We start from the raw sequence: 14,126 nt of genomic DNA, 5'->3' as shown, positions 1-14,126 counted from the left end.
TACCAGAGGTCACTCATTGACCGAGGCGAGGATTTCACGTCCGCCACGTTCAAGCAATTCTTCTGCGACGTCCATTCCGAGTGCGATCCCGTCCGTTGATGTTTTTGTCGTACGAAGCACTTCTTTTCCGTCCACTGATGCGATGAGACCTGTGAGCGTGACTTCGTCGCCATTGACTGTTGCAAAGCCACCGACCGGTACGTGACAACTTCCTTCAATCGCTTTCAAGAAAGTACGTTCCGCTGTCGCAGCTTTCGCCGTCACATCATCATGCAAGAGTTGAAGCACTGCCGTCACATCTGCATCGTCCTTACGGCTCTCGATGGCAAGCACACCTTGTCCTACTGCAGGTACCATCAAATCTGGGTCGAGCGCTTCAAAGTCGACACGATCCATCCATCCCATCCGTTCAAGCCCTGCTTTCGCGAGCAGGATGGCGTTATAGTTCTCCGAATCCAATTTTTTCAGACGAGTATCGATGTTTCCTCGAATCCATTGAATTTCAAGGTCCGGACGTGCCGCCAAAATCTGTGCCCCACGACGGAGAGAGCTCGTTCCGACGATCGCTCCTTTCGGAAGTGTGTCGAACGTATAGCCATTCTCACAGATGAGAACGTCACGAGCGTCAACACGTTTCGGCATACAGCTGATATAGAGTTCTTCCGGAAGCTCAGCCGGAACATCTTTCATACTGTGTACGGCGAAATCGATGTCCCCATCAATCATCTGTTGTTGAATCTCTTTGACGAACAGACCTTTCCCACCGACTTTCGAAAGTTGGACGTCGACGATTTGGTCTCCTTTCGTCACAATTTCTTTAATTTCAAATTCGTTTTTTGCTCCAGCTTGCTTCAATTGCTCGATGACCCATTTCGTTTGGGTCATGGCGAGTTGGGAACGGCGTGAGCCGACAATAATTTTCCGCATGTTGAGTCTCTCCTTCATAGAAAAAGGCGACACATGTCGCCTTTTTGTCTTGTTAGCGCATCAATGCGCGAAGTGGTGCTTTGGCAGAAGTAGCATCTGTTTCTTCCACTTCTTCTATTGATTGCTTTGGTAACTCGACATCGAGGTCGAATGTTTCGACAAACTGGGCAATCCGAACGTTTGCATCCGGCTGAGCCGCAGCGTCTTTAATATAGTCAATCGGGTCACGAAGCATTTGGTTAATGATTGACTTCATATGCTTCCCGATGACTTTTTTGTCTCGCGCAGACAAGTGGTCGAGCTTTCGCTCTAGACTTGTCATCGTGTCTTCTTGAATATCAAGGGCACGAGCACGTAACTCGTTCATGATCGGCACGACTCCAAGTGTGACGAGCCATGTTTGGAACTCTTGAATCGCTTCATCAATTTTCATCTCAATTTTCTCAGCTTCGATGAGACGTGCCTCAAGATTTTTGTTGACGATTCCATTCAAATCATCGACATCAAACAAATGAACACCCGGAAGTGTCGCGACCGCTGGATCGATATCTCGCGGCACAGCGATGTCAATGAGAAGAAGTGGACGTTCACGGCGTAACAGTTGTGCCGCCGCTACATCGTCATATCCAATGACGGCATCTTTCGCTCCGGTCGAACTGATTAAAATATCGGCATCAAGTAATCCACACGCGATTTCACGAATGGAATGAGCACGACCTTTAAATTTGTCTGCGACGGCTTTCGCCTTACTCTCTGTTCGGTTGAAGACGGCGATTTGTTTGGCTCCCGCTTCGAACAAGTTGAGTGTCGTGAGTTCACCCGTTTCTCCGGCTCCGACAACGACAACTTGCTTGTCCTCGAGCTGTTGGTACATCTCTTGTGCGAGCGTCACGGCAGCTGAGCTGACCGATACAGACATTTCCCCAATTTGTGTGTCCGTATGGGCGCGCTTGGCGAGTGTGACCGCTTCTTTAAACAATTTGTTGAAGACGGTTCCCGTCGTTCCATACTCTTGGGCACGGAAGAAACTTGTCTTCACCTGACCTAAAATTTGTGTTTCCCCGATGATCATCGAGTCTAGGCCCGATGTGACACGGAACAGGTGACGAATCGCCTCTTCCCCTTCTCGAATCGACAAGTAAGGTGTGAACTGCTCCATCTCTAAATTGAACCAGTTCGCCAAGAAACGTTTCGTGTAATAACGTCCCGTATGGAGTTGATCTGTCACGACGTACAACTCCGTCCGGTTACACGTAGACAAAATAACTGACTCGAAAATGCTCTTCTCTTCGCGAAGTGCAATCATCGCATCCACGATTTCTTGCTCCCCAAACGAGAACTGCTCCCGAATCGCGACAGGGGCTGTCTTGTTATTTAGTCCAACGACGACAATATGCATGTATCTCTTCCCCTCATCTAAAATCCACCGACAGTTGTCTCTTCTTTTTCATTCTCTACGGTACATTATAGCAATTTTTATCTAGGAACTATAATCTTCTGTTTGATTTTCCTGAAATAAAATAAGAACTTTTTGTGACAAAAAGAAGTAGAAATGGAGAAACTCCATTTCTACACTCTTTCTTATGAATTTGGCGCGTTTGGCTCCGTAATTATCGTACTTTCCGTCTCTTCACTTTCTAAATATTGTTCGCGTTCCCTTAATTTATAGATGCGAACGATATTCTGAACAACTGTTTTAGCAACCGCATAGAACGGTACAGCAATGAGCATCCCGATAATACCTGCCAAATTCCCGGCCACAAGCAAGACGATGATAATCGTGAGTGGGTGCACTTTCAAAGACTTCCCTTGAATGAGTGGCGAGATGACGTTTGACTCGATTTGCTGGACGATGATAATGACGACGATCACCCAAAGAACTTTAATCGGATCTTGAATGAACGCCACGACGACCGCCGGTGCAGCCCCTAAGAATGGACCGACATACGGGATGATATTCGTCACCATCATGAAGAGCGCAAGCAAGATGGCGTAATCTACGTTGATAATCAAAAGACCGATGAACGAGGTGATCCCGACGAAGAACGCGACGAGTAATTGTGCATTCACATAGTTTCGGACCGTTTCGTGCATATCGTGCAAGATATGGCGTGTTTCTTTTTCATAATTCGACGGGAGCAGTTTGACAATCGCATCGGGCAGACGTTTACCGTCAAGCAACATATAGAGAAGCATGAACGGGATGACGACGATTGTGATGACGGCTGACGTCACAAACCCAACCACTTGACCGAGTGACGATGCGATATTTCCGAACAAATCTCCCAAGTAAGAGGTAATGTTTGTCGTCAGGTTGCGGAACACCTCATCGTTTTGCGCCATGAAGCGCGATAAGAATTCGTTTTGCATCAATGTATCACGAACAGCGAAAGCCTGTTGCTGAAGTTCTTTTGCGATGCTTGGCATTGCATTGACTAAAGATGTGATCTGTTCCCCTAATACAGGACCTAAACTACTAAAGACGATCGTAAAGATGAGGACGAGACCGATCAATGTAATCGCGACCGCTAATGGTCGTTTTCCTTTTAAACGCTTCTCTAAAAAATCGACGATGCCGACCAAGAAATAAAAGAAGAGTCCTGCCACAATGAGCGGTACGGTAACTAGTGCCAAAATAACTTGGACCGGCTCAAACACAAATGAAATCTGTGTTCCGACCCAAATAACTAAAAAGATGGTCAGCGTCCAAAAGAGGGCGCGGTACCATTTGCTTTCAAACATGCGTTGCATCTCTCCACCTCATTTGCAATTATGACTATGTACTAACTATGATTATACGATAATTACCCGCTTGGGGGATTAGAAAAACAAAAAGACGAAGGAATCCCTTCGCCCTTTCTCTTATTCACCATCTGTGATGAGTGCATAAATCGCTTTCCACGCCTCGTCTTTTCCTTCCGCCGTTTCAGCTGAAAAGGCGACAAAACGATCTGATGGGTCAAATTGAAGCTTGCGTTTCACTGCCGCTTCGTGTTTTTGACGTTGACCCTTCTTGATTTTATCGAGCTTCGTCGCAACGACGATGACCGGAATCTCATAGTGTTTCAAGAAGTTGTACATCGTCACATCATCACCGGTCGGCTCATGACGGATATCGACGAGTAAGACAACGCCACGAAGCGCCTCTTGGCTCGTCAAATATTGTTCCATCATAACGCCCCACTTCTCTCGCTCCGTCTTTGATACTTTCGCGTATCCGTAACCTGGAACGTCAACGAACATGATTTCATCATTGATGTTGAAGAAGTTGAGTGTTTGTGTCTTTCCTGGTTTCGAAGACGTGCGCGCAAGCGCCTTTCGTTGACAAATCTTATTGATGAACGACGACTTCCCGACGTTCGACCGGCCGGCAAGTGCCACTTCCGGCAATTCATGGACCGGATAATGGTCTGGCGCGACGGCACTCGTCACAAACTCTGCTTTGTTGATTTTCATTTAATTTCCTCCAAATGCTACATCTAGTACTTCATCGAGTGTCGTCACTGGAACGAACGTCAATTTCTCACGTACCGTCTCTTGAATGTCATCGATGTCTCGCTCATTATCTTTCGGAATGACGATTGTCGTCAATCCGGCCCGATGAGCGGCGAGCGCTTTTTCTTTTAACCCACCAATCGGCAAGACGCGTCCACGGAGCGTGATTTCGCCTGTCATACCGACGTCGCGATGAACTTTTTTACCGGTCAGTGCGGAAATCAGTGCCGTCGCGATTGTAATCCCGGCCGACGGTCCATCTTTCGGCACGGCGCCTTCAGGGACGTGAATGTGGATATCTTGTCGCTCATAGAACGTCGGATCAATCTCGAACCGCTCTGCATTTGCACGGACATAGCTATACGCTGTCTGCGCTGACTCCTGCATGACGTCGCCGAGTTTACCGGTCAACTGGAGCTTACCTTTCCCTGGGGCGAGAGCCACTTCGATGGTGAGCGTGTCTCCACCGAAGGCAGTATACGCAAGACCCGTCACTGCACCGATCGAATCCTCTGTCTCACCTTTTCCGTAACGATACTTCGGTTTTCCGAGATACGTGATGATTGCTTTTTTCGAAATCGTGACGCGTTTTTTCTCACCGATAGCGATTTGTTTCGCCGCTTTTCGGCAGAGTGATCCGATGACGCGTTCCAAGTTACGCACGCCAGCTTCACGTGTGTAGCGGCGCACGGCCTCATAAAGCGCATCTTCTTTAATGGTCAGTTGACTTTTCTTCAACCCATGTTCTTTCAGCTGTTTCGGCACGAGATGGCGTTTCGCAATTTCCACTTTTTCGTGCTCTGTGTAGCCTCCGATTTGGATGAGCTCCATCCGGTCAAGGAGCGGTGCCGGAATTTGTGAAACATCATTCGCCGTCGCGATGAAAAGGACGTTCGATAAGTCAAACGGTTCTTCGATATAATGGTCCGAGAATGAGACGTTCTGTTCCGGGTCGAGCACTTCGAGCATCGCTGACGCCGGGTCGCCTCTAAAGTCAGAAGCCATCTTGTCGATCTCATCAAGCAAGAAGACCGGGTTCTTACTTTCCGCTTGCTTTAACCCACGAATGACCCGCCCCGGCATCGCGCCGATATACGTACGACGATGTCCTCGGATTTCCGCTTCATCGCGTACTCCACCAAGGGAGACGCGAACGAAGTGACGTTCAAGTGCTGATGCAATCGAGCGGGCAAGCGACGTCTTTCCGACTCCCGGAGGCCCCGCGAGACAGAGGATTGGTCCTCGGAGCGAATTCGTCAATTGTCGGACGGCCAAGTACTCGAGGATTCGGTCTTTTACCGACTCCAAGCCATAATGGTCGTCATCGAGAACATCCGCCGCGTGTTTCACGTCAAGCTTATCTTCCGTCTCAATGCCCCACGGTAGTGACACGAACCAGTCGAGATAGTTACGAATGACCGCGTACTCTGGAGATGTTTGCGGTACGACGTTCAATCGTTCCGCTTCACGCATGACATTCTTCCGTGTCGTTTCTGGCAAGTCGAGCGCCTCTAACTTCTCCCGAAGCCGATTCGGCTCAGACTCTTGCGTTTGGTCGCCGAGCTCTTGTTGAATCGTCTTCATTTGTTCTCGTAAGTAATATTCGCGCTGCGCCTGCTCAATCGACTTCTTCGTCCGCTCACGCATCTCTTGCTCAAGTTCGATCACTTCGACTTCATGGGCAATGATTTCAAGTAGTTCGAGTCCGCGCTTGACCGCATCCGCTTCTTCGAGCATCGCCTGGCGAAGTTCGACATCGACATCGAGTTTTGACGTGATATAGTCCGTGAGTGATTCGAGCCGTTCATACATTTCAAAGCGACGACGCTCATCGGGTGACATTCCTTTAATGTTCGCAACTAGTTTTCCGAACTGTTCTTTTAGCAGACGGACAAGTGCCGTTCGTTCGACCTCTTCCCCTTCTGTAAGTTCAACAGGTTCAATGTTGGCAAACCAACCTTCATCCGTCGATTCGATTGAATCGACGCGAACGCGCTCTTTCCCGACGATGCGCACCCGAAGTGTCTCATTCGACAATTCGCTCATCTTCGCGATATGGACACGCGTTCCAATTGCATATAGGTCCTCCGGTTCTGGGGACTCGTTCCCTGTTTCTTTTTGGGTAACGACAATTAAATCTGTCTCATGCTCCTTTGCGGCAAGGAGCGCCCGAAGCGATAACGGGCGTCCGACATCAATGGTCACACCGATGAGCGGATATACGACGACTCCTCGCAAAGGAAGGATTGGTAATTTTTCCATCTACTACGCCTCCTGTGCAAAAAGGCCCAAAACTCGGATATGCCGAGTGTTTGAGCCTTCTTTCTTAAAAGAATTATGCTGTCTCTTTGTTATCCCCTGTCTGTTCGACAGTACCATCACGAAGGACGTATTTCGGACCGGCAAGACCCGTAATCGTTTCATCCGTGATGACGACTTTCTCGATATCGTCACGCGATGGGACGGTAAACATCACATCGAGCATCATTTCTTCGATAATCGAGCGGAGACCGCGAGCACCAGTCTTACGTTTGATCGCAAGTTTAGCAATCTCAATCAACGCCTCGTCTGTGAACGAAAGTTCGACATCGTCAAGTTCTAGCATCTTCACGTACTGACGAACGAGTGCATTTTTCGGTTTCGTCAAGATTTCAACGAGTGCTTCCTCATCGAGTGTCGTGAGCGTAGCCATAACTGGCAGACGACCGATGAACTCTGGAATCAAACCGAATTTTTGAAGGTCTTCAGGGAGTGCGCGGGCGAGCAAGTCTTCTTGCGTTAACTCGCGGTTTTCTTGATCATTCCCAAACCCGATCACTTTTTTCCCGACGCGTCGCTTAACGACCGATTCAATACCGGCGAATGCACCGCCGACGATGAAGAGAATATTCGTTGTATCGATTTGGATGAATTCTTGATGCGGATGCTTACGTCCACCTTGTGGCGGAACGCTTGCTGTCGTACCTTCAAGAATTTTAAGAAGTGCTTGCTGAACCCCTTCTCCGGATACGTCACGCGTAATCGATGGGTTTTCAGACTTACGGGCAATCTTATCAATCTCATCGATATAGATGATTCCTTTTTCGGCTTTCTCGACATCATAGTCAGCTGCTTGAATCAACTTGAGCAAGATGTTCTCGACGTCTTCACCGACGTAACCCGCTTCTGTCAAACTCGTCGCATCCGCGATTGCGAACGGGACGTTCAAGATGCGTGCCATCGTTTGGGCGAGGAGCGTCTTCCCGCTACCTGTTGGTCCAATCATGACGATGTTCGACTTCGCAAGTTCGACGTCATCTGCACGTCCACCTGCATTGATACGTTTATAGTGGTTATAGACAGCGACGGCGAGTGAACGTTTCGCACGATCTTGTCCAATGACATATTCATCTAGCACATTGCGGATTTCTTGTGGTTTCGGAATGTCTTTGAATTCGACTTCTTCCTCGACACCGAGCTCTTCCTCAACGATTTCATTGCAAAGTTCGATACATTCATCGCAAATGTATACGCCAGGACCGGCGACTAGTTTACGGACTTGTTCTTGCGATTTCCCGCAAAACGAGCATTTGAGTTGCCCCTTTTCCTCGTTAAATTTAAACATTCGATACACCCCTTCTGTGGTGAAAATGGATGTAAGTGCGATAAATCGCGATTTGTATTTTCTGGTGCGATGCACCGCGAAAAGACATTTTACATCTCTGCGTTGAAATAATTGTAGCATGAACATATTCCGACTTCAAAGAATTACACATGCAATGTGTTGTGACAGAAAAAAGGACGACCGCTAGGCAGTCGTCCCTTCGAATATCAACTTACTTTGCTTTACCGTTTTCAACGAGGATGTCAATCGCTTTACGGAATTTGAGGTCACCTTTAAGTGTCTCAAGACCGCCTTGTGGAGCGAGCATCGTACGGAGTTGGTCTGGTGCGATGTTGTAAAGTTTAGACATTTCTTCAAGTTCTTTCTCAGCATCTTCGTCAGATACTTCGATTTCTTCTTTGTCAGCAATTGCTTTCAAGACGAGACGAGCTTTAACACGCTCTTCAGCTTGCTCTTTCATCTCTTCACGCATTGCTTCTTCAGAAGTACCAGTGAGTTCGAAGTACATGTTAAGGTCGATTCCTTGTGAAGATACACGTGAACCGAACTCTTGTACCATGCGGTCTACTTCTTGGTCAACGAGAACTTGTGGTACGTCGATTGTCGCGTTCGCAGTTGCCTGCTCGACGAGTTGATCGCGCATCGTACCTTCAGCTTCTTGTTTCTTGCCAGCTTCTAAACGCTCACGGATGCTTGCTTTCAACTCGTCGAGTGTAGAAACAGACTCGTCAATGTCTTTTGCAAACTCGTCATCGAGTTCAGGAACTTGTTTTGCTTTTACTTCATGAAGTTTGACTTTGAATGTCGCTGGTTTACCCGCTAAGTTTTCAGCGTGGTACTCTTCAGGGAATGTTACTTCAACGTCTTTTTCTTCACCAGCAGTCAAGCCGATCATTTGCTCTTCGAATCCTGGGATGAATTGACCAGAACCGATTTCGAGTGTGTAGTTCTCAGCTGTGCCGCCTTCGAACTGCTCACCGTCAGCGAAACCTGCGAAATCAAAGACAGCTGTATCGCCGTTTTCGATTGCACCTTCTTTAACAGCGAGTTCTGCGCCTTGCTGTTGAAGTGCTTCAAGTTCTGCTGTCACTTCGTCTTCTGTTACTTCTGTAGCAACAGCTTCGTACTCAAGACCTTTGTATTCGCCAAGCTCAGCTTCTGGCTCAACCACGAATGTCACTTTGAACGCGACTGGTTTGCCTTTCTCGAGCGTGCCGTCTACATCGATGTTTTCGAGCGCGATTGGTTCGAAACCAGCTTCTTCAACCGCACCTTGGATTGTATCGCGGTAGAGAATGTCGAGTGCATCTTGATAGAGTGCTTCTTCTCCATACATTTTGTTGAACATTGGGCGTGGCAATTTACCTTTACGGAAGCCAGGCACGTTCAAGTCTTTGACGACTGTTTTAAATGCGGCGTCAACTGCTTTATCAAAAGCTTCTGCAGGAGCTTCGTACGTGAGTACGCCTTGGCTACCTGATGTTTTTTCCCATTTTGCTGTCATGCTAAGTCCCTCCAACAATTCGTTTATACCGTACAAAAATGTACAACAATCCGTATTATAGCATAAATCCTCTATGTGCACACAAGGATTTAGTCTAATAACGCCTGTGTGAAGCGCAGATCCGCCTCTAAAATCGCAGCTGCCAAACCATCGACCGCCTTGTCATGCAAAATCGCTTGTTTCGCTTGTGCGAGTGACTCTTCGATATCCTCTGTTGGAACCGGCACATACGGATAATGCGTGTACATGTAATTCATCAACAACTGGGTTCCGATCTCATCACCTTCCACTGATTTTTGAAGTGACAATACAGTCTTCTCCCATTTCTCAATGTGCGCCGTCGCCTCTACTTGCGACATCTCGTTCATCGATTCTCCATCCGTCCATTTGATGTTCGCAAGCTCGGTAAACGCTTTTTCTAATACAATCAGTTTGATGAGCTTTGGTCGCTCCGACTCGAGCAATTCGTGAAGCACATTGTCGAGCACCGAATCGATATTAAAATGGACATGTTGTAACGCTTCAATTTGCTCCCCTGTACTCCCTCGCGTCAACGTCCGTTTCAACTTGGCAATCGCCGCCGGAAACTCAGTCATCTTTAAAACTTGAAGTACCTGATGCGCCTGTGTGTTGACCGTATCTTTATCTTTTTGCCATTCAAGATACTGGTTAATCCAATGCGCCGCTTCAAACGGTTGGTCACGCATAATGTAATACTGCGCAATCTGAAGCCCACCAGAGGCCGGTTCCTCTGCTTCCGTCATCTGAATCGCGACAAGTTCCTGTAGTTTTTCGAGTGTTTCCGGATCATCCGGTCGTTCCATCGCACATTGGAAGATTTCCATGAAAATAAATGGGTCACCCGGAATCACCTGATACCAATCCCATAAAATCGGTTCGATCCGCTGTCGTTCCCCAGAAGCATCCGCCTCTTGAATCATCTTATGCAGACGCGACCAATTCCCAGGGAACGGATAGTCTTGGTCCTTTTCCTTCTCCATCTTCCCTCACCCTCTCTTCCATACTCTTTCATCTTCCTTTAGGACGCAATTCCTTGTCAATCGATTTCCCGGAAAATGAAAAAAGAGATGATCTCCGTAGAGACCATCTCTATTTTAAATGGAAGCGTCCCAAGAGGGATTCGAACCCCCGACCGACGGCTTAGCTTACCACCATGACTTTCGTCACCAACATTGCGTTGTTTGTAGTCTGGACTATATCTTCACCATTTCAGGTGCGACACGTGTAGTCTCTACGGAACCTCACGAGCATGATGCCCCTCCATTGATTCTACCTCTACGTTCGTAGCCATTCGAATCAACTCGACCCGATTATACGGGAATGAGTTTCCTCGGTATTACCATCAGCATCATCTGTTAAGGCTTCACCGATATAGTGTCGTCCACTTTATAGGTTTCTGTTTCCCTATAAAGGCTCCTATTTGTCTTGAAGGCCGTTGCTCTATCCTGCTGAGCTATTGGGACATTGACATGAAAACTATAATAGAAAAATGGTTTCCTGTCAATCGATTTCCTATATGAAACTCATAGTTTTCCTACGATGTCCAAATCTTCGACGTGCGAACCGTCCTCCGAGCGATAGAAACGCACTGCAGCTTCTCCTTTTTCTAGGTCAAGTAACGCATACGTTTTGTCCATTCGTCCCCGCGGCATTCGTATCGAACCCGGGTTGATGTAGACGACACCATCCTCGATCAAAGCACCCGCCACATGCGAGTGACCGAACAAGACGACGTTCGCGCCGACTTCTTCAGCCCGATATCGCAAACGATTCAAATCGAATTTGACGTCGTGATGGTGCCCATGGACGATCAGAATCGTACCGGCATCTGTCGTCTCGATTCGCTCGAGTGGAAGGTCTCCCCCAAAATCACAATTCCCACGGACTGTCCGATACGGTAACAAATGTTCATCGACCAAAGCGAGTTGTGAGTCCCCACAATGAAACGCATCATCGATTTCTGCTTCATGTCGTTCAAAAATCGTTGTCAGTTCTTCGGTCAGACCATGACTATCACTCACTATTAGAAAACGCATAAGCTTCATCCTTTCATGAATGGTGTGATTTCTGCCTCCAACTTCCGTAGTGCTTGTCCACGATGGCTGACGACCGCCTTCTCTTCGCGTTCAAGTTCTGCCGCTGTCTTATGGAGCGATGGGACGATAAAGAGCGGGTCGTATCCGAAACCATTCTCGCCTCGTGGCGAGTAGCCGATTGTCCCTTCAATCGTTCCGCGAACGGTCAACGTTTCTCCAGTCGGTTTCGCCAGACAGAGCGCACAAACAAAACGGGCCGTACGATTCGTTTCCCCGTTCAATTTTTCAAGAAGAAGGGCATTGTTCGCCTCATCCGACTTTTCTGGGCCGGCGAAGCGGGCCGAGTACACACCTGGTGCCCCGTCGAGCGCATCGACTTCAAGACCTGAGTCGTCCGCGAGTACGGCGTGTCCGAAATAAGTAGCCACCTCTGTCGCTTTTAATGCAGCATTTTCTTCAAATGTCGTACCAGTCTCATCAGTTTCCGGTGCATTCGGATAGTCGAGTAGTGACTCGATCTCGAACCCGAGCGGGGTCAACATCCCTTCGAGTTCCTTCACTTTTCCAGGATTGTGTGTCGCAATAATCAACTTCATAAAGTCTCCTCCGAACGTTCTCCGACGTACCACCACGAAGCACCGAGTGCTTCTTCAGCCGCCTTGAATAATGATTCGATTCCTCGCTCGGCGAGACCGAGCATCTCGTTCATCTCTTGAAGCGTAAACGTCGCCTCTTCTCCAGTACCCTGTACTTCGACGAAACGACCACTCGCCGTCATGACGACGTTCATATCAACTTCTGCCGCGGCGTCTTCCAAATAATTTAAATCGAGCACGAGTTCGTCTGTCCGCCCGACAGAGATTGCGGCTACACCTTCTTTAATTGGTGTGTCCTCGAGTTTCCCTTGACGTATCAACCGATCGACAGCCAAGACGAGCGCACAGAATCCACCAGTGATGGATGCCGTACGTGTACCGCCATCCGCTTGAATGACATCGCAGTCAATCCAGATTGTTCGTTCTCCAAGCCGTTCTAAATCAACGACCGACCGAAGTGAACGAGCAATCAAACGTTGAATCTCCATCGTTCGTCCCGACTGTTTCCCGCGTACCGATTCCCGGACTGTCCGGTCCCCGGTTGCTCGTGGTAGCATCGCGTACTCGGCATTGATCCAGCCTTGTCGCTTCCCACGTAGGAAGTTTGGGACACGTTCTTCGACAGTCGCTGTACAAATCACTTTCGTATCACCAATTGAAATAAGGACAGACCCTTCCGCATGTTTATTTACATGAGGCACGATTTCAACCGTGCGCAGTTCGTCATATCGTCTAGTGTCACGCAATGCCTGTCACCTCCACTTTCTCCGCATGGACCGGACGACCGAGCCATTCGCTCGCAAGTCGGTCAAACAGTTCAATGTCGCCGGTCGCATAAAAAGCATGCGTCGGGACTGTATCTAATCCATTCTCGAGTTCTTGATAATCAAGGATTGCCGCAACCTCAAGCGCAGTCTCGTCACCAGATGAGATGAGGTGGACGCTCGGTCCGACCACGTCTTGGATGACGGGAGCGAGAATCGGATAATGCGTGCAACCGAGGATGAGCGTGTCCATCTCGGATGTTTGGAGCGGACGTAGTGTCTCTTCCACTACTTGATAGACACGGTCCCCATACACTTCCCCTGCCTCTACGAGCGGAACAAACGGCGGACAGGCGAGCGAGTATACGTCTACCTCACCCGCAACGTGACGGAGCGCCTTCTCATACGAGCCGCTCTCGATTGTCATCTTCGTACCGATGACACCGATATGTTTGTTGCGCGTCCCTTTTACGGCCGCGCGGGCACCCGGGTCGATGACTCCAATGACCGGGATATCAAGACGTTTCCTTGCCTCTTTCAAAACGACGGCCGTAGCCGTGTTACAGGCGATGACAATCATTTTGACATCTCTCTTTAATAAAAACTCAATGAGTTCCCATGTGTATGCTTCAATCTCATCGTGCGGACGCGGCCCGTACGGACAGCGTTCCGTATCCCCGATATAGATAATTTCCTCTTTAGGGAGTTGACGCATCAATTCTTTGACTACTGTCAATCCGCCGACTCCTGAATCGAGGACTCCAATCGCTCGTTTCATTTGTATCACTTCCATTCTCACCTATCTTATCAAAAAACATCGGACGGAAAAAGAAACGTTCCCATGACAAAAAAAGACGAGGTCGCCAATGGCGCCTCGTCCCTTACCCAAATTACTGAGCAAGACCTTCGCTAGTGAGCATGTCAGAAAGCGTTTTGATCGCTTCTTCTGCATCTTCACCTTCAGCAGTGATCTTGATTGTAGAATCTTTTGCGATTCCGAGTGAAAGTACACCCATGATTGATTTCAAGTTAACTGTTTTGCCATTGTACTCAAGGTTGATGTCTGATTGGAACTTAGATGCTGTGTTAACAAGCTGAGTAGCTGGACGAGCGTGAATTCCTGAATCAGCAACGACTGTGAACGTTTTTTCCATGAGATGATGGTCTCCCTTCAAAATT

Annotated in this window: 13 protein-coding genes; all 13 read right to left on the bottom strand. The window is 48.3% G+C overall.

Going from position 1 to position 14,126, the window contains the following annotated elements; genetic code table 11:
• Positions 1–9: 9 nt before the first annotated feature.
• Entirely contained in the window at positions 10–927 is a 918-nt protein-coding gene (hemC, locus tag KNO76_RS04450) for a hydroxymethylbilane synthase (RefSeq protein ID WP_214882963.1), read from the bottom strand.
• 52 nt (positions 928–979) lie between these two features.
• Positions 980–2,326, bottom strand: a complete 1,347-nt coding sequence (gene hemA, locus KNO76_RS04445) for a glutamyl-tRNA reductase (RefSeq protein ID WP_026826512.1) — start codon at positions 2,324–2,326, stop codon at positions 980–982.
• A 182-nt stretch (positions 2,327–2,508) separates the two neighbouring features.
• The gene (locus KNO76_RS04440; RefSeq protein WP_214882960.1) at positions 2,509–3,678 is read right to left on the bottom strand and encodes an AI-2E family transporter; all 1,170 of its coding nucleotides are present in this window, start codon (positions 3,676–3,678) and stop codon (positions 2,509–2,511) included.
• A gap of 111 nt (positions 3,679–3,789) precedes the next feature.
• Positions 3,790–4,383: a ribosome biogenesis GTP-binding protein YihA/YsxC gene (gene yihA, locus KNO76_RS04435; protein WP_214700635.1), complete on the bottom strand. Its 594-nt coding sequence runs from the start codon at positions 4,381–4,383 to the stop codon at positions 3,790–3,792.
• The gene (gene lon / locus KNO76_RS04430) at positions 4,384–6,684 is read right to left on the bottom strand and encodes an endopeptidase La (protein WP_214700633.1); all 2,301 of its coding nucleotides are present in this window, start codon (positions 6,682–6,684) and stop codon (positions 4,384–4,386) included.
• A 73-nt stretch (positions 6,685–6,757) separates the two neighbouring features.
• Complete coding sequence (clpX, locus tag KNO76_RS04425) at positions 6,758–8,026, bottom strand: ATP-dependent protease ATP-binding subunit ClpX (RefSeq protein ID WP_026826516.1); 1,269 nt, start codon at positions 8,024–8,026, stop codon at positions 6,758–6,760.
• A gap of 211 nt (positions 8,027–8,237) precedes the next feature.
• Positions 8,238–9,530 carry a trigger factor gene (gene tig / locus KNO76_RS04420; RefSeq protein ID WP_026826517.1) on the bottom strand — a complete coding sequence of 431 codons (1,293 nt, stop codon included), beginning with the start codon at positions 9,528–9,530 and terminating at the stop codon, positions 8,238–8,240.
• Between the two features lie 89 nt (positions 9,531–9,619).
• The gene (locus KNO76_RS04415) at positions 9,620–10,531 is read right to left on the bottom strand and encodes a hypothetical protein (RefSeq protein ID WP_026826518.1); all 912 of its coding nucleotides are present in this window, start codon (positions 10,529–10,531) and stop codon (positions 9,620–9,622) included.
• 543 nt (positions 10,532–11,074) lie between these two features.
• Positions 11,075–11,587, bottom strand: a complete 513-nt coding sequence (locus KNO76_RS04410; protein ID WP_214882958.1) for a metallophosphoesterase family protein — start codon at positions 11,585–11,587, stop codon at positions 11,075–11,077.
• Between the two features lie 5 nt (positions 11,588–11,592).
• On the bottom strand, positions 11,593–12,183 hold the full coding sequence (locus KNO76_RS04405; protein WP_214882954.1) for an XTP/dITP diphosphatase: 591 nt from the start codon (positions 12,181–12,183) through the stop codon (positions 11,593–11,595).
• Entirely contained in the window at positions 12,180–12,929 is a 750-nt protein-coding gene (rph, locus tag KNO76_RS04400; protein WP_026826521.1) for a ribonuclease PH, read from the bottom strand. Before rph ends, KNO76_RS04405 begins: the two co-directional genes overlap by 4 nt.
• A complete protein-coding gene (racE, locus tag KNO76_RS04395; protein ID WP_026826522.1) occupies positions 12,922–13,725 on the bottom strand; it encodes a glutamate racemase in 804 nt (267 codons plus the stop codon). Before racE ends, rph begins: the two co-directional genes overlap by 8 nt.
• A gap of 112 nt (positions 13,726–13,837) precedes the next feature.
• A complete protein-coding gene (locus KNO76_RS04390; protein ID WP_214882951.1) occupies positions 13,838–14,101 on the bottom strand; it encodes a phosphocarrier protein HPr in 264 nt (87 codons plus the stop codon).
• Positions 14,102–14,126 lie beyond the last annotated feature (25 nt).

Source organism: Exiguobacterium sp. s101 (genome assembly GCF_018617835.1).
Classification (GTDB): domain Bacteria; phylum Bacillota; class Bacilli; order Exiguobacteriales; family Exiguobacteriaceae; genus Exiguobacterium; species Exiguobacterium marinum.
Note: the sequence above shows the minus strand (reverse complement) of the source record. Positions and strands in the feature narration are given on the sequence as shown.